At 39.0% G+C, this 24,781-nt stretch carries 24 protein-coding genes; 11 read left to right on the top strand and 13 right to left on the bottom strand.

The genetic code is table 11. The annotated features are described in order from the left end of the window. Positions 1-123 precede the first annotated feature (123 nt). A complete protein-coding gene (locus tag HMPREF0874_RS05690; protein WP_008602308.1) occupies positions 124-1,152 on the top strand; it encodes a ribonucleotide-diphosphate reductase subunit beta in 1,029 nt (342 codons plus the stop codon). 381 nt (positions 1,153-1,533) lie between these two features. On the opposite strand, the gene HMPREF0874_RS05685 is transcribed toward HMPREF0874_RS05690, so the two are convergent. Continuing rightward, complete coding sequence (locus HMPREF0874_RS05685) at positions 1,534-1,992, bottom strand: DIP1984 family protein (RefSeq protein WP_008602307.1); 459 nt, start codon at positions 1,990-1,992, stop codon at positions 1,534-1,536. Positions 1,993-2,092: 100 nt separating this feature from the next. Further along, complete coding sequence (locus tag HMPREF0874_RS05680) at positions 2,093-2,509, bottom strand: GNAT family N-acetyltransferase (RefSeq protein ID WP_008602306.1); 417 nt, start codon at positions 2,507-2,509, stop codon at positions 2,093-2,095. A gap of 473 nt (positions 2,510-2,982) precedes the next feature. Here HMPREF0874_RS05680 and aroF point away from each other — a divergent pair, with 473 nt between their 5' ends. From aroF to HMPREF0874_RS05640, 8 genes are all read left to right on the top strand, one after another. Further along, positions 2,983-3,996, top strand: coding sequence for a 3-deoxy-7-phosphoheptulonate synthase (gene aroF, locus HMPREF0874_RS05675; protein WP_008602305.1), 1,014 nt, complete (start codon positions 2,983-2,985; stop codon positions 3,994-3,996). 74 nt (positions 3,997-4,070) lie between these two features. Then, the gene (gene aroB, locus HMPREF0874_RS05670) at positions 4,071-5,123 is read left to right on the top strand and encodes a 3-dehydroquinate synthase (RefSeq protein WP_008602304.1); all 1,053 of its coding nucleotides are present in this window, start codon (positions 4,071-4,073) and stop codon (positions 5,121-5,123) included. A gap of 10 nt (positions 5,124-5,133) precedes the next feature. Continuing rightward, positions 5,134-6,402: a 3-phosphoshikimate 1-carboxyvinyltransferase gene (aroA, locus tag HMPREF0874_RS05665; protein ID WP_008602303.1), complete on the top strand. Its 1,269-nt coding sequence runs from the start codon at positions 5,134-5,136 to the stop codon at positions 6,400-6,402. Positions 6,403-6,476: 74 nt separating this feature from the next. Continuing rightward, positions 6,477-7,571 (top strand): chorismate synthase, encoded by a 1,095-nt coding sequence (gene aroC, locus HMPREF0874_RS05660; protein ID WP_008602302.1) that lies wholly within the window; start codon positions 6,477-6,479, stop codon positions 7,569-7,571. Next, a complete protein-coding gene (locus tag HMPREF0874_RS05655) occupies positions 7,558-8,697 on the top strand; it encodes a bifunctional chorismate mutase/prephenate dehydratase (RefSeq protein ID WP_008602300.1) in 1,140 nt (379 codons plus the stop codon). The genes aroC and HMPREF0874_RS05655 overlap by 14 nt, the downstream gene beginning before the upstream one ends. 124 nt (positions 8,698-8,821) lie before the next feature. Beyond that, entirely contained in the window at positions 8,822-10,057 is a 1,236-nt protein-coding gene (locus HMPREF0874_RS05650) for a shikimate kinase (protein ID WP_008602298.1), read from the top strand. 339 nt (positions 10,058-10,396) lie between these two features. Next, the gene (locus tag HMPREF0874_RS05645; RefSeq protein WP_004694948.1) at positions 10,397-11,002 is read left to right on the top strand and encodes a type II toxin-antitoxin system RelB/DinJ family antitoxin; all 606 of its coding nucleotides are present in this window, start codon (positions 10,397-10,399) and stop codon (positions 11,000-11,002) included. A 15-nt stretch (positions 11,003-11,017) separates the two neighbouring features. After that, positions 11,018-11,320, top strand: a complete 303-nt coding sequence (locus HMPREF0874_RS05640; RefSeq protein WP_008602295.1) for a type II toxin-antitoxin system RelE/ParE family toxin — start codon at positions 11,018-11,020, stop codon at positions 11,318-11,320. Between the two features lie 24 nt (positions 11,321-11,344). Here HMPREF0874_RS05640 and aroD read toward each other — a convergent pair whose 3' ends face one another. From aroD to HMPREF0874_RS05625, 3 genes are all read right to left on the bottom strand, one after another. Then, entirely contained in the window at positions 11,345-12,139 is a 795-nt protein-coding gene (gene aroD, locus HMPREF0874_RS05635) for a type I 3-dehydroquinate dehydratase (protein ID WP_008602292.1), read from the bottom strand. A 309-nt stretch (positions 12,140-12,448) separates the two neighbouring features. Then, a complete protein-coding gene (locus tag HMPREF0874_RS05630; RefSeq protein ID WP_024062646.1) occupies positions 12,449-13,693 on the bottom strand; it encodes an MFS transporter in 1,245 nt (414 codons plus the stop codon). Between the two features lie 261 nt (positions 13,694-13,954). Beyond that, positions 13,955-14,374, bottom strand: a complete 420-nt coding sequence (locus HMPREF0874_RS05625; RefSeq protein WP_008602288.1) for an Rrf2 family transcriptional regulator — start codon at positions 14,372-14,374, stop codon at positions 13,955-13,957. A 146-nt stretch (positions 14,375-14,520) separates the two neighbouring features. Between HMPREF0874_RS05625 and HMPREF0874_RS05620 the strand changes: the two genes are divergently transcribed. After that, on the top strand, positions 14,521-15,888 hold the full coding sequence (locus HMPREF0874_RS05620; protein WP_008602287.1) for an NCS2 family permease: 1,368 nt from the start codon (positions 14,521-14,523) through the stop codon (positions 15,886-15,888). 235 nt (positions 15,889-16,123) lie between these two features. On the opposite strand, the gene HMPREF0874_RS05615 is transcribed toward HMPREF0874_RS05620, so the two are convergent. The 5 genes from HMPREF0874_RS05615 to HMPREF0874_RS05595 form a co-directional block, all read right to left on the bottom strand. Further along, a complete protein-coding gene (locus HMPREF0874_RS05615; RefSeq protein ID WP_039965221.1) occupies positions 16,124-17,431 on the bottom strand; it encodes a hypothetical protein in 1,308 nt (435 codons plus the stop codon). Between the two features lie 129 nt (positions 17,432-17,560). Beyond that, positions 17,561-18,331, bottom strand: coding sequence for a hypothetical protein (locus tag HMPREF0874_RS05610; protein ID WP_008602283.1), 771 nt, complete (start codon positions 18,329-18,331; stop codon positions 17,561-17,563). A gap of 238 nt (positions 18,332-18,569) precedes the next feature. Continuing rightward, positions 18,570-19,082: a pyridoxamine 5'-phosphate oxidase family protein gene (locus HMPREF0874_RS05605; protein ID WP_039965220.1), complete on the bottom strand. Its 513-nt coding sequence runs from the start codon at positions 19,080-19,082 to the stop codon at positions 18,570-18,572. Between the two features lie 35 nt (positions 19,083-19,117). Then, entirely contained in the window at positions 19,118-19,561 is a 444-nt protein-coding gene (locus HMPREF0874_RS05600) for a MarR family winged helix-turn-helix transcriptional regulator (protein WP_008602280.1), read from the bottom strand. A 12-nt stretch (positions 19,562-19,573) separates the two neighbouring features. Continuing rightward, positions 19,574-19,981 (bottom strand): polyketide cyclase, encoded by a 408-nt coding sequence (locus HMPREF0874_RS05595; RefSeq protein WP_008602279.1) that lies wholly within the window; start codon positions 19,979-19,981, stop codon positions 19,574-19,576. Positions 19,982-20,274: 293 nt separating this feature from the next. Here HMPREF0874_RS05595 and HMPREF0874_RS05590 point away from each other — a divergent pair, with 293 nt between their 5' ends. After that, a complete protein-coding gene (locus HMPREF0874_RS05590) occupies positions 20,275-21,717 on the top strand; it encodes an amino acid permease (protein WP_008602276.1) in 1,443 nt (480 codons plus the stop codon). A 33-nt stretch (positions 21,718-21,750) separates the two neighbouring features. On the opposite strand, the gene HMPREF0874_RS05585 is transcribed toward HMPREF0874_RS05590, so the two are convergent. From HMPREF0874_RS05585 to HMPREF0874_RS05575, 3 genes are all read right to left on the bottom strand, one after another. Continuing rightward, positions 21,751-22,323, bottom strand: a complete 573-nt coding sequence (locus HMPREF0874_RS05585) for an immunity protein YezG family protein (RefSeq protein ID WP_008602274.1) — start codon at positions 22,321-22,323, stop codon at positions 21,751-21,753. 94 nt (positions 22,324-22,417) lie between these two features. Then, the gene (locus tag HMPREF0874_RS05580) at positions 22,418-23,308 is read right to left on the bottom strand and encodes a hypothetical protein (protein ID WP_008602272.1); all 891 of its coding nucleotides are present in this window, start codon (positions 23,306-23,308) and stop codon (positions 22,418-22,420) included. Between the two features lie 205 nt (positions 23,309-23,513). Then, complete coding sequence (locus HMPREF0874_RS05575) at positions 23,514-24,638, bottom strand: cation diffusion facilitator family transporter (RefSeq protein ID WP_008602270.1); 1,125 nt, start codon at positions 24,636-24,638, stop codon at positions 23,514-23,516. Between the last annotated feature and the right edge of the window lie 143 nt (positions 24,639-24,781).

Here is a 24,781-nt window from a genome sequence, read left to right as displayed (position 1 = left end):
TACAAAAAATATGCTCTATAACTAGAGAGCACTAAACCTGTGAAAGATACTTTCACCAACATTATAAATCTGATGACGACCTATAGCAGTATAGGTCGCATCATCGTATAAAGGAGCCCTACTATGGATAAAAAACTGATTTTCAACGAAAATGGTGACCGTGGCACGCAATCTATGATTGGCGGTAATACCACGAACCTTCGCGAGTGGAATCGTATCAAGTACGACTGGGCAAACCAAATGTACCGTACGATGCTCAACAACTTCTGGATTCCGGAAGAAATTTCCTTGAACGAAGACGTTAAACAATTCCCATACTTAACAGATTACGAGCGTCGTGCCTTCGATAAAATCATTGCGTTCTTGAACTTCCTTGATTCCATTCAATCTGAAAACTTGCCTAATTTGAGCCGCTATATTACAGCATCTGAAGTGGCATCCTTATTGAATATCCAAGCATTCCAAGAAGAAATTCACGCTCAAAGTTATTCCTACATTTTGGACACTGTAACAAATCCTATTACACGTGACAAAATCTATGATGAATGGCGTACAGATAAAACATTACTTGAACGTAATCGCTTCATCGCCGATGCATACCAACGATTCAGCGACGATCCTAGCGAAGCAAATCTAATTCATACAATCATCGCTAACTATATCTTAGAAGGCATCTACTTCTACTCTGGATTTAGCTTCTTCTACACATTGGCACGCCAAGGCAAGATGACAGCTACATCCACTATCTTCAAATATATCAACCGCGATGAAGTAACTCACCTCGTATTGTTCCAAAACATCATTCGCGAGTTACGCCGTGAACGTCCTGACTTGTTTACACCTGAACTAGAGGCAAAAATTACGGACATGATTCGTCAAGGTGCTGAAAATGAAATCGCTTGGGGCCAGTACATCACTGATGATAAAATCCTCGGCCTTAACAACGTTCTTATCGAGCGCTACATCAAATACCTTGCGAATATTCGCTTAGAAGCAATCGGCTTGCCTCATTTATATCCTGAAATCAAGGATAATCCAATGGAATGGATCGAAAGCTTCTCCAACTTGAATAGCACAAAAACTGACTTCTTCGAAGCTAAAGTTACAAACTATACAAAAGCAGCGGCATTTGATTTTGATGATTTAGAATAATAGACGTTATAAAATACAATATCTAAGGACGTACGAGCCAATAGAAAAGAGCTAATAGCTATAACGCTATCAGCTCTTTTTTCATGATTATTTAAACCATAGTTATGAGGAATTGCTGCAAATTTAAACAGCTCTCTCCTATTTATCTCTAAAAAAACAAAATACTATCATATCAGTGTATATGTTGCTAGAAATATAGTCCCCAAACGCCACCCTCGTTTTACAGTTGACACATGGTTATACATTGTAAATTGTATCAATACCTTTGTGCGCAAATAGGCCTACACCGTAGATTTTCATTCGCCCCATGAATATATTCATAATAAGCTTGGTAAAAGCAAAAGTTTTTGTGTCCACCCTGTTTCAAACTACCAACTATTATCAGCTTTCAATCAATTCAGTTGTCCAGTTAGCAGACTGCAATAGATTGTCTAATAAACGTACTTGTTTTGCGATATGATCAGCTTCTTTTTGGATGTCTGCCACATTCACAGTCGGCATTAGCTTAATCTCAGACCCTCTCGCACGGAAATTGATACTTCCTGCGCTAGATGCCAAAGTTCGATAAGCAGTTAGGCGCAAAGCAGCGCAATCTTTTTCGGCAATGATTTCAGTAATAGTTCGACCTTCTATAATAGTTTTGCAATTAGTTAAATTAATATCTGCAATTAATTTTTGAAGTCTATTTACACATTGTTCTAATGTTTTCAAAAGTTCTTCAGGGTTCTCATTCGGTACTTCCCCTTCTTGCACTAAACTATTTTGAGTTAAGCGAAGCTCTAAATCGCTTATTTTATAATTTAAATCAGATCGTTCTTGTAATGCTTCTGCTAGTTTCATAAACTCTCCTCTCAAAAAGATATATCAAGTTACTTATAAAATACTATGTACAACAATATATATATCCACCAATTCTTATTATACAGCACTATTGAACGGCTTATAATACTTTCCGCATCATCACGTGAGGACATCCTTCATCTAGGTATTCTTCTCCTTCAGCACGATATCCAAGGGATTCATAGAATGGTTTGGCCTGTACTTGCGCCGACAAGGAGCACGTCTTAAATCCATCACGGCGAATAGCATTTTCAGCGACCATCATAATCTTAGTACCTAAATGTTGTCCACGATACAACTTACGTACTGCCATACGACCAATATGTGCATCTTCAGCTACATCACTGGGAAAATATCGACACGTACCAGCCGCTTTACCATCAATGGATAAGAGCACAAACTTTGCAGTCTCATCGATTTCATCAAACTCGTCTTCAAAACCCTGTTCTTTCATAAATACATCGATACGAATTTGTTTTATTTCCTCTGTTATATGATCTAAGATTTGAATAATCATGGGTGCCCTTTCTGATTATAAGTACATTTATAAGAATCGATTCATGTGTATTACGAAATACCCTATAAACAATGAAAGCTTCTTATTTTTATTATATCAAAAATACGCTTAATCCCACAAAACTTCTCTGTTCCTATTAATTCCCGCATCAAAAATATTTTAAAACTTCCATGAAATTCATTTTTAGGTATTGCATATTTTTATCATTTGGGTTTATACTATACCCAATATTTTAGAAAGGAGCAACCAAAGATGACTAACCAAATTAGCCTCACAACAAAACAATACTTTTATTGGTTCTTTATCCAACGTACGGGTAAGGAACTATTTGTGATGCGCTAATTAAGGATTATTCAATATTAGTTGCTTAGAATAGTAAAAGGGCTACCCGTATTAGATTACGGGTAGCCCTTTTTGTTTGCTATCCGTATGGTAAGCCCTACTATTCACTGTAGTTAAAAGGAGGAATTATCATGATTATTACATTGAAACAAAACGCAGCAGCGGAAGAAGTATCCCGTTTACGCGGTGAATTAGAGGCTCAAGGATTCGTTATCCATCCAGTAGAAGGTACTCGATACAATATTCTAGGACTTATCGGTGATACTGCATCTCTTGATGCCCGTCAAATCGAGTCTCTAGATTTCGTAGATAAAGTAACTCGCATTCAAGAGCCATACAAAAAAGCAAACCGCAAATTCCATCCAGATGATTCTGTAATCAATGTTGGTGGTGTCCTCATCGGTGGTGGTCACTTCGCAGTAATGGCCGGTCCTTGCTCTGTGGAAACACCTGAACAAGTATTAGCCACTGCTAAAGCATGTAAAGAAGCTGGTGCTACCATCCTTCGTGGCGGCGCTTTCAAACCTCGTACATCCCCATACTCCTTCCAAGGTATGGGCCCAGAAGGCTTAGAGTTATTAGAGCTTGCTAAAAAAGAAACAGGTCTTCCTATTGTTTCTGAGGTTATGGATATCTCCCAATTACAATACTTTGATAATGTAGATATGCTTCAAATCGGTGCTCGTAACATGCAAAACTTCACGCTTTTAAAAGAGGTGGGCAAATTAAATAAACCAGTTCTTTTAAAACGTGGTTTATCTGCAACATACGAAGAATGGTTGATGGCTGCTGAGTACATCATGTCCGAAGGCAATGAACAAATTGTATTATGCGAACGGGGTATCCGCACATTCGAAACTAAAACTCGCAATACCTTAGATGTAACAGCAATTCCTATGATGCATGAACTATCTCACTTGCCAATTATCATGGACCCTAGCCACGCAGCAGGTATGAGCCGCATGGTTCGTCCGCTTTCACTTGCATCCGTAGGTGGCGGTGCAGACGGCCTTATGATTGAAGTTCACAACGATCCAGCCAAAGCATTGTGCGACGGTCCGCAAGCATTGCGTCCAGACCAATTCACTAGCCTTATGAAAGAAATTAACGCGTTACGCCAAGCATTGGTTGAATGCACTAAATAATCTTACATATCACACAAATAAGCTAGTATCCGTTATAATAGATACTAGCTTATTCTTTTAAGAAAGGAACCGTTATGACTCGCATCCATATTAATGCATCTACACCGTATGATGTTGTCATCGAGGAAGGCGCTTTACAACGCATCACCGATTATATTAAACCATTAAAACCAAATTGCCGTGTTATCATCGTCAGCGATAGCAACGTGGCGCCTCACTATTTGGACTCTGTGAAAGCTAATATGGAACATGTGGGTTATGCTGTTTGTGATTATGTTTTCCCTGCTGGTGAAAGCTCCAAAAATGCTCATCAACTCATCGATTTAGTAGAATACATGGCGGCCCAATCATTGACTCGCAAAGACTTGCTCATCGCCCTTGGCGGCGGTGTTGTAGGCGATATGGCAGGATTTGCAGCAGCGACCTATTTACGTGGTATCGACTATGTTCAAGTTCCTACATCCCTATTAGCCGCAGTAGACTCCTCTGTAGGTGGTAAAACAGCGGTCAATCTCGAAGCCGGCAAAAACCTATGGGGCGCTTTCAAACAACCAATTCTAGTCCTTTGTGATCCAGCTACACTCAATACATTACCTGAAATGGAATGGATTAATGGATGCGGTGAAATTATCAAATACGGTTTCCTAGACGTACCGGGTTTACTCACTCAACTTGAGAATAGACCATTAATTAAACATCGCGGTAGTGTAAGTGGCGTTATTGCCCGCTGCATACAAGCAAAAGCGGATATTGTAGAACAAGACGAACGCGAGTCTGGCGTTCGTGCCCTCTTAAACCTCGGTCATACCTTTGGTCACGGTATTGAAAAAGCGAGCCATTTCGAGGTACATCACGGTTATGCCGTTGCCATTGGCATGGTCCTCATGGCACAAGGTGCTGTCAAACATGGAGAATTAAATGCGGAGGCTTTAGAGAAATTAAAGGCCCTCATCAAAGCACACGATTTGCCAACAACAACAACGATAAGCAAAGAAGAGATTCTAGCTGCCGCTAAGCACGACAAAAAAAGCGAAGGAGCAACCATTAAAATCGTAGTACCTACTAGCTATGGTCACAGTGAACTCAAGGTAGTAACGCACGAGGAACTTGCTACCTATTTAGATTAAGGAGATTTATATGCATTCTGTAACGAACGCCATCCCTACTGGGACTATCGCGTCCATTCCTGCAAAAGCTCATGCGCACCGTGCGCTGATTTGCGCCGCTCTCGCAAACTCGTCATCTACCATACTACTGAGCCGCACCTCTAAAGACATCGATGCAACTATGGACTCCTTACGAGGCTTAGGCGCACACGTTGTGTATGAAAATAAAGTTGTCACTGTTACACCTGGTCCTGCGCCCAAAAAAGGCTATGTTGTTCCCCATGAATCGGGTACTACATTGCGCCTCTTATTACCAGTAGCAGCCTCCATTTGTAATGAGGTAAATGTGGATGCGAAAGGGCGCTTACCAGATCGTCCTTTAGAGCCCATGCTCGGTGAAATGAAAGCTCACGGCGTAACATTCTCCCAAGATAAACCACCATTCACTATGACAGGTCTTCTCCAAGGTGGTCAATTTAGCATGGTTGGCGATGTGAGTAGCCAGTTTTTCTCTGGTCTATTATTAGCAGCTCCACAATGTGGAGGCGCTACAATCACATCTACTACGCCACTTCAATCTAGCGACTATGTAACATTGACGACTACAACGATGGCAGACTTCGGCGTAACCGTTGACCATACGCCTGCACGTGGCACAGTACAAGAATCCTTTACGGTAACTGCTAATGCTACTTTTAAAGGTCAAAGTAATTACCAAATCGAAGGCGATTGGTCCAATACAGCGATTTGGATGGTTGCTGCCGCTATGACAGGCCAACCTATTACCATTACGGGTATGAACCAGAATTCTATACAAGCTGACCGCCGCATCATGCAGGTCATCGAATCCTCAGGGTGCACTATTACATGGGACGACATGAATATCACTGTATCAGGTCGCGCTAGTAAGCCAATCCATGCCGACCTCGAGCAAATGCCCGATATGTTGCCAGTTATGGCAGCCCTCGCTTGCTCTATCCAAGGTGAAAGCTCCTTTGTTAATGGTGCTCGCCTACGGTTAAAAGAATCAGATCGCCTCGAAACCGTTGCTAATCTCGTCAGAGATTTAGGAGGCACGGTTCGCGAAGATGGTGATGACCTATATATCATCGGTAGTGGTATACTAAAAGGAGGACAAGGTGATTGTGTTAACGACCATCGCCTCGTTATGGCAGGCACATTGATGGCTCTCATTAGTGAAACCCCTGTCATCTTACAAGATAGCGAAGCTATTACAAAATCCTATCCTGACTTTTTCGAGGACTGGAACATACTAGGTGGCAATGCACAGCAAGTATAGCGTCCTAGTCACAGCTAATGCGTTTCAATAGATAAGAATACTAGTCATACATACTATAAGTAGGAGTTAATATAATGGCATCTAATTTCGGTAAAACTATACAAGTAGCTACCTTTGGCGCGTCTCATGGGTACGCCATCGGTGGTATCGTGGAAGGCCTCCCTTGTGGACATTCCATCGACATCGACGAGCTACAAGCCTTCTTAAAGCGCCGTGCGCCAGGTCAAAACCAATTACAAACGCAACGTAAAGAAGCCGATATACCTGAATTCTTATCAGGTATGGTAGATGACATGCTCAGTGGCTCTCCATTGGCATTTATGATTCGCAATACATCGCAACACTCCGGTGATTACAATAACTTGCGCGACATTCCTCGCCCATCTCATGCGGACTTTACGGCTCGCATGCGCTATGGTGACAAGGTAGATATGCGAGGTGGCGGCCACTTCTCGGCACGTCTTACAGCACCTCTTTGCGTAGCTGGTGGCATTGCACTACAGTTATTGCGTGAAAAAGGTATCGAAATTCACGGCCATTTAAAACAAGTTGGTACAATCCAAGATACTCCTATCGATATGGTTCATCCAGATATGAAAGCACTTCGTGAAATTGCTACAGAACCAATTGCTATGCTCGATGCATACAAGCGCTCTGAAGTAGAAAACTTAGTCATGAAACTAAAAAAAGACGGCGACTCTACCGGTGGTATCGTTGAGGTTGTGGCTACAGGTCTACCAATCGGTCTTGGTAATCCAAACTTTGATGGCATCGAGAACCGATTAGCTCGCGTGATCTTTGGCGTACCTGCCATCAAAGGCGTGTCCTTTGGGGGTGGCTTCGACATGTGTTCTCGCCTTGGATCAGAGGTGAACGATGCTTTTACCATGGACGGCGATATAATCACAACAACTACCAATAATAGCGGTGGCATTCAAGGCGGTATCACCAACGGCTTGCCTCTCGTTATGCAAGTGGGCATCAAGCCTACTCCATCCATTTATAAGGAACAACATTCTGTGTCTCTTTCACAAAAAGAGGACACCTTACTCACCATTAAAGGTCGTCACGACCCATGTGTAGCGCTTCGTGCTGTACCTGTTATCGAAGCCGTTACGGCCCTTGTCATTCTTGATTTCTTAGGAGATATTGACCATGAACTTAGATGAAGTACGCGTTAAGATTAACGACATAAACGACCAAATGCTCGCCCTCTTCAAAGAGCGCATGGAACTCTCCAAGGACGTAGCGGCTGCAAAAAAAGAAATGAATAAGGCCATTTACGATGCCAAACGAGAGCGCGACATTCTCGACAAGGTAACAAAAGATGCAGGTCCGGACCTCGATCTATATGCACGCCGCTTTTTTGAAGCATTATTTAGCTTGAGTCGTACATACCAATCTGAGCAACTATTCCAAGACAATGAATTCACTTTAAAAATGAAAAAAGCCATCGAGCAATCCCCTACTTTGCCACCTCAACGGGGCAGTGTAGCTTGCGCCGGCGTATTCGGTAGCAATGCTCAAATGGCGTGTGATAAATTATTACCTCTCAGCCAAATCCATTATGTAACGGGTTTCCGTGCCGTATTCGATGCCGTAGAGTCAGGGGAATGTCAATTCGGTGTATTGCCTATTGAAAACAGCTCCAATGGTTCTGTAAAAGAAGTATATGACCTCTTAGAAGAGCGCAAATGCTATATCGTTCGCGGTACGCGTCTTTGGATATCTCACGACTTGCTCGTGAAAAAAGGAACAAAACTAGAAGATATTCATACCATAATTTCCCACCCTCAAGCATTAGGCCAATGCAGTCACTTCCTAGATAAGTTGGAAGGCGTAGAATTACGCTCCTATGACAACACGGCTCGAGCTGCACAGCTCGTAGCGGCTAGTGATGACCCAGGTGTGGCAGCTATCGCAGCACCTCAATGTGCAGACCTATATAATTTGTCTCCATTGCTAAGAAACATCCAAAATAGCGACAACAACTATACGCGCTTTATCTGTATTAGTAAGGACTTCCACGTATACCCAGGAGCCAATAAAATCTCTGTTGTAACCACTGCAAGTCATGCACCTGGTGGCCTTGGTACATTGCTCACCAAATTTGCTAACATCGGTGTAAACCTTACAAAACTTGAGTCCCGCCCTATCGTAGGACATAACTTTGAATTCTTGTTCTACCTTGATTTGGAAGCATCCTTAGCAGATCCAAAAGTACTCTCCGTGTTGGCAGAACTCCACGCATCGCAAGATAAATTCCGTTTGCTCGGTAATTATCCTGAAAATTAATATTTTCCTCTATAGTAGTGCTTATTAATGGCATATATAGTACAATGGATATAGTTTTAAAACTCCAATGGCTAATAGGTGACAGCCTATTAGCCATTTTGTGTATATTGACCTAGGAGGTCCTATGAAATTTGGTTTACTTGGCCGTACGTTGGGCCATAGCTTTTCCCCACGCATCCACAATGCTTTGGGAAATACTAATTATGAATTATTTGAACGAGAACCGAGCCAACTGCAAGAGTTCTTCGCAAATCCAGAATTACAAGGTATTAATATTACCTTTCCTTACAAGGTTAATGCCCTTGAGGCTTGCGATGTAGTTGACCCTCGCGCGGAATGCATTGGCTGTGTAAACACGATGGTCCGTAAAGACGGCAAATGGCATGGTTACAATACAGACTACGATGGATTTGTATTCACCCTAAAACACGCTGGGATCTATGTATCTGGTAAAGAATGCATCATTCTTGGCGATGGCGCATCTTCTGCTACCGTTCACGTGGCTCTTGAAGATCTAGGTGCTAAGAGCATCACGCATCTATCTCGTAAAACAGCTCCGCTCTATACTGATGCACCTAATTACTACGAAACAGCGCAAATTATTATTAACTGCACGCCTATTGGTATGTATCCGCATAATCCGGCTAGCCTGATAGATATTATGCAATTTGCTAAATTAGAAGGCGTTGTGGATCTCATCTACAATCCGCGCCGTACCGTTTTGCTTTTACAAGCAGAAATGATGGATATTCCTCATTGTGATGGTCTACCTTTCCTCGTGGCACAAGGCGTTGAGGCGGCTAATCATTTCCAAGGTGAAAGCTTTGGCACCAACGAAATCGAGCAAATCTTGCGAGATATGCGCCGTGAAAAGGAAAATATCATCCTCATCGGTATGCCTGGTGTTGGGAAAACAACTGTAGGCAAGACAATCGGCAAAGAGATGGGCCGTACTTGTATTGATGTCGATCAAGAGCTAGCAAAAGAAATCGGTAATATCTCCACATATATTACGGAACAAGGGGAAGCTGCGTTCCGTGAAAAAGAAGCGGATATGATTGCAAAATTAGGCACAGAAACTGGCCTTGTCATCTCCACTGGTGGCGGCTGTGTAACAGTACCTAAAAACTATGCACACCTACGCCAAAATGGTCGTATTTACCAATTAACGCAACCTGTAGAAAAACTATCTACTTCAGGTCGTGTTCTATCCGGTGGCGGCATAGAACGCTTACGTGAACTCGAAGAAACTCGCACTCCAATGTATGAAAGCTTTGCACAATGCATCGTAGAACATAATCGCAATGCACCAGAAACAGTGGCGGCTATACTAGAAGACTTTGAAGCAAACTTATTGTAAGAGTTTATATAACGGTATTTATAAGATTCTTTCCTCTATATAAGTACGGGCTTCTACATCTTTAGAAGTAAGAGCATTTACATCTGTATTCTTAGATAAAACTAAAACTCATATCATGACATCAATGATATAAACTGAAAAGCAGTAGCTATCCTCAAGATAACTACTGCTTTTTTATGTGTCCTATGTATTATATATATTGGTAGAAAATCACTTTAGCAATTACAATGTAATTACATAAAGAATTTAAAATAGCTTTCACCATGGAACTATCAAAATACAATGAACTAATTTCTATAAGCAATAGTCTTAACGTGACGACCATAAATAGGAGGCATTATGAAAACTGTAAATCTACAAGTTCGCATCAATGAGGACTTAAAACAAGAGGTATCTAGCATATTAAAAGCACAAGGTCTATCATACACCTCTATGCTAGATGCACTATTCCGCCAAATCATCAAAGAGCGTCGCATTCCGTTTGCCATTGCGTTACCAACGGCACCTATCGATGAAACACCTACACCAAGCACACTCAACAACGGCACCTATGAACAACCACAAACTACATTAAAAGCCTCAGATCATATAGGTGCATATGGTACACCAAGAGAAGAAAATCAAGAAATATCCTTCGATACAATCGATAAGACAGGAGTTCTTAACATCCGTATCAATCCTAAAGTTAAGACACTAACAACAGCTATTCTAAAAGAAATGGGATTAACCATGTCACAAACAGTTACACTTGTATCTAAACAAATACAATTTAATAAGGATATTCCACCTACTATCCTCCGTCCAGAATGGATTGATGCTATTAATAATGATTTCTGGACTGAAGAAGATTTAACTACAAGAATACAATTAGGGCTAAATCAAGCAGAAAAAGAAATTGGTGAACCTGCGGAAAAAATTTTTAATGAACTCCTTGAAGATTTATAAATTTGGAGAGCTGAAATGAAGTATACAGTAATTATGACGCCTACAGCTAAGTCTGATATAGTAAATCTCAAAAGTTCACTAGAACAACAGATTATAGATTCTTCCTTTATTAGAAAAGAATTAAAGTTGATTTATCAAAAAATTTCTTCATTAGCTATCTTTCCTGAACGTTATCCTATTGTAAATAGTAATACCAATTACAGAAAATTATCATACAAAAAATATCTTATTCTATATAAAGTCATTAATAATAACATATATATTTTTTATATCCGCCCTTCAAAAATGAATATACTACAAGAAATACAAAACATATAAAAAAGTCGGCTCTCGCCGACTTTTTTAATGCACTTTTACGCGTTTATGTTGTTGTTCGTCAAATACACCATCTACATCTATGGTATCTAGAATTCGTTTTAAAGCATGTACATCGATTTGCCCTGGTGCCGATGCTTTACCAGCAGAGGCAAAGGTCATGGCATTTCCAAATAGAGCACCTGCAGTGCGTGTAACAGCACCTAGTTCTCCCATTGCCATCGTAATAATTGGATCCGAAGGATACAAAGCTTTCACTTCAGCCGTTGCTTCAAGTAGCGTCAATACATCACCAGTTGTGTGAGGCATAACGGCAATTTTTGGCACATCGGCCAAGAACTCTTTCATTTGAATAAGTCGATTTACAATGACTTCACGACTCGGCGTACAATGGAAATCATGGTTACTCATGATAATAGTGATTCCATGAACCTTAGCAAACTCTATCGTTTTAAGCATTCTATCTTGATCAAAAAACAGCTCAATATCGATAGCATCCACCAATCCTGTAGGAATCAAGCGCTCTAGCATTGTAAAATAATCTTGTGTAGAAATCGTTCTTTCCCCACCTTCACCTTTTGTGCGCCATGTAAAGAGCAACCCACGACCTTTCAGTTGTGGCTTGATGAGCATTAATAATTCAATAATAGCGTCAATGGAGTGGGCCCGCTCGAAATAGTCAATGCGTAGCTCCACTACATGACACGGTGTATTACATGCTACCGCGGTGGCATCTAGAATCTCTTTCATTGTTGTGCCCACAATAGGCACGCATATTTTTGTACCCTTTTCTCCGAGTACAGTATGTCCGATACGGACCATAATAACTCCTTTCTGTCCCACGCGGTGAGACTAGTGACTTACCTTAAACTAACTATATACCAATATTTTTGTAAAAGCAATCAATCAGCCCATATTGGATTGCTATTCACTAAAAACGTATAAAAGCCTGCTATTATGTACTAAAACAGTATTCTTAGATTAACGATTAACATTACTTTTTCTTATACCCTAGATTAAGACCTCTTACCAATAAACGGTCTGTATCTGAAAGCCTCGTATTATAAAAATAGCCTAAAAAAGTAAAAGCTCCTTACCAATATATTAGTAAGGAGCTTGTTAGACTCTAATTCACACACTATATTTATCATGTTGTACGGATAGTTTCCGTGATTGGAATCCCATATAGAGTAATAACAAACCTGTAATACTAAATACATAGGATATCCCAATATAGGTAGATACGATACTTGCAAACACTGGACCTACCATGGAACCAAATTGTTGAGCCGTCGTCGTCATACCAAACATGCGACCTCTAAATCCTGGTTCTGTATTAAGTGTTACAGCTGCACTCAAAGATGGGTTGATCCCTACAATACAAGAGCCAATTAACACTTGTAGTACACCAAACCACCAGATACCTACTGGTAAGCTTTGAAGTAAGAGAACAACACCACTACCAAGCATACAGTAGGAAATGGTTCTAAAGTACCCACGACGCTCACCGAGGCGCACCCATATATTGGTCGTTAAGGAACCGGCTAAACCACCGATACTGAGGATTGTACCTGAAATGATGGCTGCCCCTTCCATAGTGCCTTGCATATCACCTACATAAAGCGCCAAAATAGGCTGTAGCATCATGATGACACATTGCATAAAGAAGTAAATCCATAAAAGTCTTACTAATACAGGTTGTTCTTGAACCGACTTAAAATCTTCTCGCAAGGATGTAGCTTTTGCCGGCTGTTTGGACTGCTCCTTAGAAGTTGTATTTTCAACTTCTAGTTTTGGTTCTTTTACAAGAAACAATACTGCCAAGGTAGCAATGAATACGGCTATACCAGATATATAAAATACAGGGCGCATACCTACGACACTTTCAACGGCACCACCTAAAAATGGGCCGATGACATTGCCTAAAATCAGACCTGTTTGGAATATGCCGAGGGCACGGCCCACCTGTTTCTCATCTACACTGAGGGAAACCATGGTCATCGCTGCAGGATAGAAACCATTAGCGAACCCAACTAAGGCACGCCCCATCAGCAATTGATACTGATCCGTTACCATGCCGATGAGAACATAACTGACAGCAATGGCAAAACCAGCGCGCAAAGCCATCCGCTTTTTCCCTTTATTATCTGCAATTTTGCCCCAAATCGGCGCCATAATACCAGCGATAAGAAAGGTAATACCAAAGACGAGGCCTGACCAAAGTGCTACATCATCCTTAGGAACACCGAGTTCTAATAGATATATAGGGAGAAAAGGAATTATCATTGTGTAACATATGGCTAGCACAGTCATACTAGCCGTAATAATCCATACGTTTCTCATGCCACCGCGAGCATCATATACACTTGTACTCATAGTACCCTCCCTTCCACATAAAATCGTTGAGATAAACTAATATACACATAAATCACTTTTAATTACAGTTCCATTTAAATTACAGTCCTACTTAGATTTCAATCTATGTTACTATTCATAAAATGTTATTACATTTTAATTTCATATATAAAGAAGAGCCGCATACGAAACGCGACTCTTTCCATAAAAAAAACCTAAAATATAGGTATACAATGTAGTAATCCTCAAAGATCATTCAAACTAAAGTTTTCGGACTATCAATTATTCCGTAGGAAATTTATGATCCATTACATCTTGCAAGGAAACATGTTCCATAACATGTCGGAACTCATCTTGTAAATACTGCCACAATGGAGCTGTCAAGCAGTCATTAAACATAGGACACGGTTCTACATCATCTTCTAAACAAGACACGAGAGCAATGGAGTCCTCTGCGGCATATAAAATTTCATATACATTATATTCAGATGGATCTTTCACCAAACGATATCCACCGTATTTGCCACGTCCACTTTTAACGAGGCCCGCGGAGGATAATCGAGATACAATCCCCTCTAAATATTTATCGGAAAATCCTTGGCGTTCTGCAATCTCACGAATTGGTACATTTTTTTCTACCCCATGTTCTGCAATATCCGCCAATATCCGTAAGGCATAACGCCCTTTTGTAGATATTTTCATAAGTTAACCTCTATATCATTCATAATATATTAATAGTATATCACAAATTCATACAAAAAATGGTGGGAAATATGATACACTATACATATATCGAAATATCTTTATTTAGGTATGATTTTAATTTCATATAGGGAGGATTTTATCTAATGTTAGATAAATTATTTCAACTCAGTGAACGTGGTACAACCGTTAAAACAGAAATTTTAGCAGGTATCACTACGTTTATCACGATGGCGTACATCCTATTCTTGGCGCCAAACATTCTTAGTCTTGCAGGTATGGATAAGGATGCGGTCCTCATTGCCACAGCCTTAGGTGGAGGTCTTGTGACGATTGCTATGGGTTTATTCGTAAACTACCCAATTGCTCTCGCTCCAGGGGTTGGCCTCTTGGCATTTTACTCCTTTACCGTAGTTCTCGGTATGGGCGTATCTTGGCAAACAGCATTAGGTGCGGTATTCATTTCTGGTCTCGTTTTCCTCGTATTAACATTGACATCAATACGACAAATGATCGTTGAAGGTATCCCAGCCTCCATGAAAATTGCCATTACCGTTGGTATTAGTCTTTTCATTTCTATCATCGGTTTAAAGTTATCCGGCTTGATGGCTATCTCCATAAGTTTGTCTCCAAACTCCTTGGGTCAAGTCGTACAGACACATGGTAATCTAGTCCCTCCAGCATCTGAAGCACTTTTGACGCTCGGTAATTTGCACAGTGGTGAAACATTGTTGGCACTATTCAGCCTCATCTTTACAGCTTTATTGATGGCTCGCAAAATTCAAGGTTCCCTCTTGATTGGCGTTTTAGTAACAACAATCATCTCCTATGCGACAGGCCTTTCCACAATGCCTGAGAACTTCACTGTATTGGCTATTCCTGATTTCTCCAAAGCAGCATTCCTGCAATTAGATATTCCTGGTGCGCTTCACATGGGCTTAATTACGATTATCTTCTCCTTCACCTTTGTAGAATTATTCGACTCTATGGGCACTTTGATTGGTACCGCTACAGAGGCGAAAATCGCAGATCCTAAATCTGGTAAATTCCCAGGTCTTGGGAAAGCCATGACCGTAGATGCTATCGGTGTTAGTGCCGGTGCATTGCTCGGTACTTCTACAATTACGGCTTTCGTTGAAAGTGCGGCAGGTGTAGGGGCTGGTGGCCGTACAGGTTTAACAGCTGTCACAACAGGCGTACTTTTCTTAATTTGCTTATTCTTGGCTCCATTGGTATCCTTGGTTCCAAATGCAGCCACATCTCCTGTTCTTATCATCGTAGGTGCCCTCATGTTAGGTGCCATTCGCAATATTGACTTCGATGATTGGACAGAAGGCTTCCCTGCATTCCTCGTTATCGTATTGATGCCGTTCACATACAGCATCGCTAACGGTATCTCTGCAGGTCTCATTGCATACCCTCTACTCAAAATCATTGCAGGCCGTGCAAAAGAAGTTAACTGGATTATGTACGTATTGGCGGTTCTCGTTATTATTCGCTACGTATTCTTCTAATTAACGTATACCCATAATGATGCTATTAGTGAAAGCTACTTTATATTCGATAGCTATAAAATCACTAATACGCTACAAACCCAAAATATATATTACTATACTAAAAGAACCTATCTCCAAAAATATTACCCTAATATCTAGGAAATAGGTTCTTTTTATTATATACTCTTTTACTAAACGCTAACGTCGTATGACATCACCGAATCGTACTATAGAGTCTTATTAGGGTTTAGTATTAACGAATCGTTTTTACACCGATTAAGTCTGTACGACTTAAATCAATATTTTTTAATGGTACTACATGATCTTTATAAAACTCTGCTTCAGATACTTTTACAGGCACTTGGAAAAACAAGAAATATGCCATGTTATCTTTGCTCCACGCAATACTGCGTACTAAGTCCTTATCTACATTACCTGTATACTGCACATCACCGGTTGGCGTAGAGTCAATCCACTGTACGTCATGGTATTCCGTTGGAACATATTCTTTAGGCCATACCGTATCCATAGAGTAGCTCATGCGAAAGACCATCGTATGATTTACCCAACGCCCGCTGCGTTCTTGATATTCTTGACCTTGCTTCCAATATACAGTTTCTAATACATCATTATCATAAAAATGTGTAGCATAGTATGTATAGCCAAGAGGCAAGTAACTTGGTACAGATACGTTATAGGACAGCTTACGAGATGCATCAATTACACCGCTAGGTAAGCCGATGGATTTACTCGTAAGTATAGGCCACTCAGAATTCGTATGTGTACGCAGTGGCAAACCAATAGTTTCAAAATGAGGTCTATCTTGTTCACCATTTTGTTTAACACTTTGCGCATTACTTCGTTTAACATTTTGCTTATCATTTCGGTCACCACGTAATCGAGTATTATCAGCGGCTACGTTAGTAAGAGGCCCTACAGAGTCTACAATTTTGCTTACATAGTTTTGGTTTCTTGAGGAAGCAAAGTAGAGCATATGAACTTTATTATCTTTTTCCCAATAAGCAATTTGAACAGAATCGTTGCTAGAGCCTAAAGTATGTACAGGGATTCCATTAGGGGTAGTAAAGCTAACTGCATCATCAGCATTGTATTTTGTCTTTTCCAATATGGGCTTTACCACGGTATCGATAGCCCAACCCATACGATATACAATATCTGTATTAGAGAAGGTAAGTTTAGGCCCAAACATTCCATGAGCTCCAGTTTCTGTATATACGATTTCTAATACGTCATGATCCCTTGACTTTACATCGCGTACTACATAGTCTTCAGGCATATAAGATGGAATTTGTAAATCATATCCAAAATACTTTGTACTTGCGTCAATATTAAGCTGTACTATATCACCATTATCAACTTGGTCATACCATCGATAGCGATTCATTAACTCTTTATTCTTTTCCACTGTATCAGTGGTAACTGTATGTCCATTTTCATCCACTAAAGGAGATAACGCACTAACTGATTGTACTCCAAAGCTGCCTATCACGGTAGCTAATATTCCCATGGCTAATAATGATTTTGTTATTTTCAATCTCATAATCTCTGCTCTCTCTAAATTTAGATATTTATAAGTATATATTACCGAAGTAATCATTTATCTATTACATTTTTAACTCAGATCACTGACTTTCAAGAGTATTACGTACCATTAATAAATCACACCAGTCTATGCTTTCATAGGCACTACATGTTCCTGTTTTATTTCTTCAATAGTTTTAGGTTTAATCGGTGTTATCGGATAGTTACCAACTAGTTCATAGCGGGAGCTATCAATATTTTTCAACGGTACCACATGGTCCTTATAGAATTCCGCATCAGCCTCTTTCACTTGTTCTAAGAAAAATAGGAAGTAAGCCATACCATCCTTCGCCCACGTAATGCTGCGAACCATATGCGTTTCAGGATTACCTGTATAATAAACCTCACCAGAATCACCTGGTTTAGACCATTCAAGATCGCCGTACTCAGATGGAACATATGGTGTGTCTCTCACAGTATCCAAGGAATATCCCATTCTATAGGCCATAATACTATCTATATATTTTGTCCCATCCCGATAGATAGTCACACCTTTTTTGTAATATACAACCTCTAATATATCATTTCGATCTTGACGCGCTGTATAGAGCTGATAACCATAAGGTATATAACTAGGTGCTTTGACCTCATACGGTAGTTGCTGTGCAGCCTCTACTATTCCCTTCCAATTACGAGCCCCTTCTTGTGTTTTCATAGGCCACTCTAATAAGGTCTTTCTTGGCAATGCTTTGATTACTGAATCAGGATGAACTCTAGGCATATCATTTATAACGGTAGCTGAAACACCAACATGATCAGTAGATATAGAATTATTAACAACATCAGCTGAAACATACCCCGCAGACAATAATCCTACGGCCATAGCAGCTAAAACGGACTTATATAGAAGCTTCTTCATGATCTCTCCTTTTATAAAAACTTGATATATACTTTACACATATAATGATATATTTTCTTATTTATATCAAAAACATGCCACCTATTCTGTTGCCCTAGCTACTTCATAAAACTTTTATCTTTCCTATTGTGAAAGTATAGTTATGAGCCATTAGCTGCTTTAATGCTTACTAGTTATACATAATAAAACATCCTACTAAACGCTATATTACAATAGAGTTCAATAGGATGTTTTGTCATTATTTAGTTAATGGAGGCATAATAATATCTTGTTCAAGCTGTCTTCGTCTCTTTGCAGTATAGTCTACAACTTTAATTTGAACGACGCCCACAGAGTTTACCATGGCATCAGTAAAGGTAAATTCTCGACCAGTCTGATGCTTCATCAACACCTGTAAACCATGAGCTTTTTCATCAATATTTGCTAAATAAACAGCCTCTCCTCGTCCCATTACACTGGAATAGACTGAACTATATTTACAAGGAATATCTCTACCTGATACGAGGGCCTCATCATTACCGTCAATTTCTATAAATACATGGGGGTTCACTTTAATCAAAATAAACTTCTTCCCCTCATGATAGCCATGTACATATATGTAGAGTATATCATCTACAATTTCATAACCGAAATGTAAAGGTACTACATAAGGGTAATCACCATCCATCATGCCTAGGTGAATAATACGCGTGCTGTTTAAAATATCTTTAATTTCATCTATATTTGCAACCATACGATCTTGACGTCTCATTTCAACCTCCACAAGAATTGATGAATTAATACACCTTACGCTTCATGTAATCTGCCAAGAAGATGTTTAAATTGAGCTTCATCACTCTTCAGCTTTCCGAAAAAGATTTCATCAATTTCTTCGACTAATGGGACTGCCTTTTGTAATATTGCACCCCCCTCTTCATTCAAAAGAACCGCTTTCGCACGTGTATCTCTAGAGTGTTCTTTTCGCTCTACAAAACCACGTTTTTCCAATAAACTCAATATTTGAGATACCGTCATAACATCTATTCCTGAAAGTTTTGAAATCATAACTTGTGTAACTTCGTTATCATGTTGTGATAGATATGCAAGAGATGCTAAAACAACAAACTGAGGATGTGTTAAGTTCAACTCTTTTAATGCTTGTTTTATAGTAAAATGCCATTTATTGTACACCCTCATGAACAATAATCCTGTTGATTTTTCTGAATTGTCTTTATATTTTGATGTAAACAAACAGCAATCACCTTATCTTTCTAAACAATTTTTTAGAATAAATATAGATTGGGGAACATCAGAAAAAACTTGACTTAAAAATTCCAAATGTTGCTTATCTTCACTTTCTAAGCTTACGGTATGCTTTACATTTACACTTCCGTCATGATTATCAATTATTTGATGTCCGAAAAGAATAGCACCAAATGGAGTTTCAGTCTTATCCCAAAACTCTTCAAAAGGTTTTACAAGAGTAAGCTGATATTCCATAGGCGGCATGCCTTCAAGCTCCATTGTACCACATGAACCGGTCTCAAATTTACCGTTTAATGTAATATTTTTTAGATCCTCTTCCCAGTCATACCATTTTTCGATATTCGCATAGTACGCCCATACAGCTTCTTTTGTTGCTTTTATTTTCAAACTAAAACTAAATTCCATTTTATATCCTCCTTTTTTACGACTGCTTTATTATAAGTATACTTATTATAAATTATTTTATATTATTCGTCAATTAACTTCCAAAAAAGGATATTCTATGCGTTTATCAATATAAGGGTATACTCTCATCAGAAAATCATCAGGTCTTTTGTCTACTGTAAAAATACATTTGACTTTTTAGAATAGATACTGTATTATAAAAAAATAGTTTTAAAGATTCTATAGATTGTTAAAGCTATGGTAATCCATAGCCTTTATATTTATAGATAGTTTGTAGAAAAGAGGTCTTTATTATGTCTGATACGCATCAGTTAAAACGGGGTCTTAAGAACCGGCATGTACAGCTGCTCGCCATCGGCGGTGCTATTGGTACAGGCCTATTCTTAGGCTCCGGTCGCGCCATTCACTTGGCTGGTCCATCCATCATATTCGCCTACCTAATAACAGGTGTTATGTGCTTCTTTATTATGAGAGCACTAGGCGAGTTATTGTTATCTAACCTAAATCACCACTCTTTTATCGACTTTGTAGAAGATTACTTAGGGGATCGAGCAGCCTTTATCACAGGATGGACATACTGGTTCTGCTGGCTTTCACTAGCCATGGCGGATTTGACAGCCGTAGGCCTCTACATGCAATACTGGATACCGTGGCTTCCTCAATGGATACCAGCCTTACTTGTTCTAGTCGCCTTGCTGTTAATGAACTTGACAGCGGTAAAATATTTTGGCGAAATGGAATTCTGGTTTGCCTTGATTAAGGTGATCGCTATCATCTCTCTTATCATCATCGGTATCATCATGATTGTTACTGGTTTCACTACAGATGCCGGTGTCGCCGCATTTAGCAATATGTGGAATTACGGAGGATGGTTCCCGAATGGAACGATGGGCTTTATCCTATCATTCCAAATGGTTGTATTTGCTTTCACAGGCATAGAACTCGTAGGTTTAACGGCTGGCGAAACAGAAGATCCTGAAAAGGTTATTCCAATGGCCATAAACAATATCCCATTGCGTATTATTTTATTCTATGTAGGCTCTTTAGCTATCATCATGAGTATTTACCCTTGGACTGCCGTTAACCCTGCTGCGAGTCCATTTGTAGCCGTATTTACCGCCGTTGGTATTACAGCCGCTGCAGGAATCGTAAACTTCGTTGTTCTTACTTCTGCAGCATCCGCTACAAACTCTGGTATCTTCAGTACAGGCCGTATGATTTATGCCTTGGCAAAACGCGGTCACGCTCCGAGTTCGATGCGCCGCTTGACTCACAGCAGTGTGCCATACCAAGCAACGATTTTCTCGGCAGCCGTATTATTGATTACGGTTGTACTCAACTACGTAATGCCTGAAGCAGTATTCGTTATGATTACATCAATCTCTACGTTCTGCTTTATCTTTATTTGGGCCATGATGGTTATTTGCCATCTCAAATATCGCAAAAAAAATCCTGATGTAGTGGCACAGTCTAAATTTAAAATGCCTCTATACCCAGTAATGAATTACGTTATCCTCGCGTTCTTCGTTTTCGTTTTAGCCATTCTAGCCTTAAACGAAGATACGCGAATTGCCCTCTTGTTCACACCAATTTGGTTTATTATTCTTTGGGCCTTCTACTCCATGCTTAACACGGACGATGAAGATGCCCTTGGGGAAGAACTCATCGAAATGGCAGGCGTAAAAGAACTTTACAAAAAACCTAAAAAAGACGATTCCGATGATTACGTAATCTAACAAAAAAGCTCGTGCTATGCACGAGCTTTTCTTTTACTTCATTGACGGGAAGTTTTGTTGTTCATATTGTTGTAGATATGCTGGTAAGTTACTTGTATCTTCATTGTAATTAAAGATAGTCTTAATGCGATAGCCTTCTTGAGTGATTATGATATCAATAGAGGATGGTACTTCTTGACCATTCTGTTGCAAGTGATTAACTAATTCTTGCAAGGCCTCTGTTTGATGTAAAGAACCGGCCATATATTTACCCTTGGATAGACCTGTATTTCTAATGACTTGGCCATTGTATACTTGACCTCTATTATCTTTGTAATAAAAGCGTACAGCATCCTTATCTCCCGTAGGAACAGCTTTAATATAAATGGTCTTCCAATTCTTTTTAATCATCACTTTTGTAGCTTCTGCTAAATTATTAGACAAACGTCGTGTTTCTTTATTTGTTGATTTAGACACACCATTAACCTGTTGAATTTCATCATTCATAGGCATATCAATAGGTGCCACTACTGGATCTTGTTCTACCTTTTTTGCATCTGCAGGCTGAACCGCGAACATACCAACAACCGCCATTACAGCTAATGCGGTAAGAGCAATTTTTTTCATTCCATCTCTCCTTAGTTAGGATACATCAAAACAAATTATATTTTATACAACACATTCTATTATATTCATTAAACAGTTTAATATCAAGTCATACTTAATTTTTAGGACTGACACTATTAATGATTTGGTTCCATCGTTCAAAACGTTTAGTATCGTAGTTCATATCCATATATTTAATATTAAAAGAGGTAATCGATTTTAGATTTTCATAGCGTTCCATCTCATCAGTCTTAACATTCCAGAACAACATCATATTTTCATATATAGGAATACCATAATACTGTTCAGCTTTAAAAAAATCAAAAGGTAAATTCATATTTGGTTTCGCATATATAAGAGGAGTAACCGTGAGCAAATAAGTATCTCCTACCTTACCATTTATATATAATTCTCTAGGAATAAGAGAGTCTAATATTACTTTATCATTTTTAATACCATGTTTACTTTCTTTCTTTTGTTGAACCAAACGTGGATCTGTATCAACTATTTTAGAAGCAGATAAATTAGCATCTATAATATATTCTCCATCTCGATTAGAGGCTATAATTTTTCCATCTATATAATCTAAGGAAGCAGAAAATTTATCTAAATCATATCCAATAATATTAGAAACTAAAGATGTATCATTGATTTTAAAAATCAAAAGTGGATACAACTTCATATCAGGAATAGTATCATTAGAGCATCCGAGTAGATATAGTTCCTCATTAATAATAAGATAATCAACAATATAACAGTTATATTGTTTTAAAATGGGTAATACATCGATAGTATACGATTCAGAATAATTAGATGCACTCAGAATCTTTAATGCCGCAGTAGGATTACGATTAATATCAACCGCAATATCCTTTTCTATAATTACCCCTTGTTTTGGTAAAATTCGAACCTCATTTCTCGTACCACTAAGGTGTAAGGCACACAAAATAAGGATAAGTAAAAGCAAAAAACCAACAATATAATGCTTTTGTATCCATTGCAACATAGGACCACCTCTCTTACCTATAGTATAACTAAATCTGTCGACTAATAACAGAAAAGACTTCTGCCAATTCTTGACCGATTATATTCTGTCAATTACTGGTAAAAGCCTTTAATTTTATAATATTGGTTATGAAATTATCCTATATAGTAAAGAGATATACTTAGATGTTTCTATTCGCAGAAATATCAAAATCAATATTACTAAATTAGTTACTAAAATCCGTATCCACAATAGCGAATTGTGTATAGTCAGGGTAACGTTTTTGCATTTCTGCCTTGATTTTTTCTAATGTACTATGTGGATCTTCTTCGTCAAAGTCAAAGATAATATCGTAGTAGATAACCTTCTTTTCTTCTTGTACGTAGAAGGCATGTACTTGTACTACATGTGTATATAAACTAATAACTTGATCAAGAGCTTTTCTAATTTCAAGTACTTCTACACTTGGTTTGTTTTCAGCATATACACCAACAGTCATATTGATACCAAACTTTTTATAAAGATGAACCGCAATGCCCTTTGTTAATGGGTGAACTTCTGCCATTGTCATCGTATCTGGTACAGAAATATGAACGGAACCAATTGTTTCTCCCGGACCATAGCTATTTAATACCAAGTCATATACACCACCCACATTCGGATGCTGTGCGATAGTTTCTTTAATATTACGGATTAAATTATCATCTGCTCGAATACCAAGCAAATGGTTGTACATTTCACGTAAAATATCATACGCCGCTTTTAAAATCAAAACAGAAATAACAGCGCCCACATAACCTTGAATATCAAAGTTAAAGAAAAATACTAAGCCTGCAGATACCAATGTAGCAAAGGTAATCACCGCATCAAAAAGGGCATCTATACCAGATGCTACGAGTGCATCGGATTTATATTTTTCTCCTTGTGCCTTGATGTAACGGCCCATCACTATTTTCACCACGATGGCAACAGCGATGATAACAAGGCCTGGAATATCAAAGGTAGATACCTCAGGGTGAATAATTTTTTCCACAGATTCCTTAAGGGATCCAATGCCAGCACCGAGAATGATGAAAGCTATGGCCATAGTAGTCATATATTCTATACGACCATGACCAAATGGATGCTCCTTATCAGCCCCTTTGGCGGCTAATTTCGTACCCACAATAGTTAATACAGAGGACAATACATCTGTTAAGTTATTTACTGCATCAAGGATGATGGCGATGGAATTAGACGCAAGGCCCACAATCATTTTAAAAATAACGAGAACGACATTACCTATAATGCCTTTTATACTGGCAAGCGTAATCCCCCGATTACGTGCTGCACCATTATCTTGTAAAATCATACTACACCTCTTACATTCTGATTTATAGTTCTTAAATTGAACTATATCGATTTGCTCCTATTTATATTATAGCTTATCGATTATCATTTGTCATTATTTTTCTTGAAAAATATTTTTAAACTTATTGATTTTACTGAGTTATC

The sequence above is a fragment of the Veillonella sp. 6_1_27 genome (assembly GCF_000163735.1).
GTDB lineage: Bacteria > Bacillota > Negativicutes > Veillonellales > Veillonellaceae > Veillonella > Veillonella parvula_A.
The sequence above is the reverse complement of the archived record's forward strand: the minus strand, read 5'-3'. Positions and strand labels throughout refer to the sequence as shown.

Coding starts and splice junctions, on each gene's coding strand:
- HMPREF0874_RS05690 (WP_008602308.1), top strand. CDS start 124: ATGGATAAAAAACTGATTTTCAACGAAAATGGTGACCGTGGCACGCAA.
- HMPREF0874_RS05685 (WP_008602307.1), bottom strand. CDS start 1,992: ATGAAACTAGCAGAAGCATTACAAGAACGATCTGATTTAAATTATAAA.
- HMPREF0874_RS05680 (WP_008602306.1), bottom strand. CDS start 2,509: ATGATTATTCAAATCTTAGATCATATAACAGAGGAAATAAAACAAATT.
- aroF (WP_008602305.1), top strand. CDS start 2,983: ATGATTATTACATTGAAACAAAACGCAGCAGCGGAAGAAGTATCCCGT.
- aroB (WP_008602304.1), top strand. CDS start 4,071: ATGACTCGCATCCATATTAATGCATCTACACCGTATGATGTTGTCATC.
- aroA (WP_008602303.1), top strand. CDS start 5,134: ATGCATTCTGTAACGAACGCCATCCCTACTGGGACTATCGCGTCCATT.
- aroC (WP_008602302.1), top strand. CDS start 6,477: ATGGCATCTAATTTCGGTAAAACTATACAAGTAGCTACCTTTGGCGCG.
- HMPREF0874_RS05655 (WP_008602300.1), top strand. CDS start 7,558: ATGAACTTAGATGAAGTACGCGTTAAGATTAACGACATAAACGACCAA.
- HMPREF0874_RS05650 (WP_008602298.1), top strand. CDS start 8,822: ATGAAATTTGGTTTACTTGGCCGTACGTTGGGCCATAGCTTTTCCCCA.
- HMPREF0874_RS05645 (WP_004694948.1), top strand. CDS start 10,397: ATGAAAACTGTAAATCTACAAGTTCGCATCAATGAGGACTTAAAACAA.
- HMPREF0874_RS05640 (WP_008602295.1), top strand. CDS start 11,018: ATGAAGTATACAGTAATTATGACGCCTACAGCTAAGTCTGATATAGTA.
- aroD (WP_008602292.1), bottom strand. CDS start 12,139: ATGGTCCGTATCGGACATACTGTACTCGGAGAAAAGGGTACAAAAATA.
- HMPREF0874_RS05630 (WP_024062646.1), bottom strand. CDS start 13,693: ATGAGTACAAGTGTATATGATGCTCGCGGTGGCATGAGAAACGTATGG.
- HMPREF0874_RS05625 (WP_008602288.1), bottom strand. CDS start 14,374: ATGAAAATATCTACAAAAGGGCGTTATGCCTTACGGATATTGGCGGAT.
- HMPREF0874_RS05620 (WP_008602287.1), top strand. CDS start 14,521: ATGTTAGATAAATTATTTCAACTCAGTGAACGTGGTACAACCGTTAAA.
- HMPREF0874_RS05615 (WP_039965221.1), bottom strand. CDS start 17,431: ATGAGATTGAAAATAACAAAATCATTATTAGCCATGGGAATATTAGCT.
- HMPREF0874_RS05610 (WP_008602283.1), bottom strand. CDS start 18,331: ATGAAGAAGCTTCTATATAAGTCCGTTTTAGCTGCTATGGCCGTAGGA.
- HMPREF0874_RS05605 (WP_039965220.1), bottom strand. CDS start 19,082: ATGAGACGTCAAGATCGTATGGTTGCAAATATAGATGAAATTAAAGAT.
- HMPREF0874_RS05595 (WP_008602279.1), bottom strand. CDS start 19,981: ATGGAATTTAGTTTTAGTTTGAAAATAAAAGCAACAAAAGAAGCTGTA.
- HMPREF0874_RS05590 (WP_008602276.1), top strand. CDS start 20,275: ATGTCTGATACGCATCAGTTAAAACGGGGTCTTAAGAACCGGCATGTA.
- HMPREF0874_RS05585 (WP_008602274.1), bottom strand. CDS start 22,323: ATGAAAAAAATTGCTCTTACCGCATTAGCTGTAATGGCGGTTGTTGGT.
- HMPREF0874_RS05580 (WP_008602272.1), bottom strand. CDS start 23,308: ATGTTGCAATGGATACAAAAGCATTATATTGTTGGTTTTTTGCTTTTA.
- HMPREF0874_RS05575 (WP_008602270.1), bottom strand. CDS start 24,638: ATGATTTTACAAGATAATGGTGCAGCACGTAATCGGGGGATTACGCTT.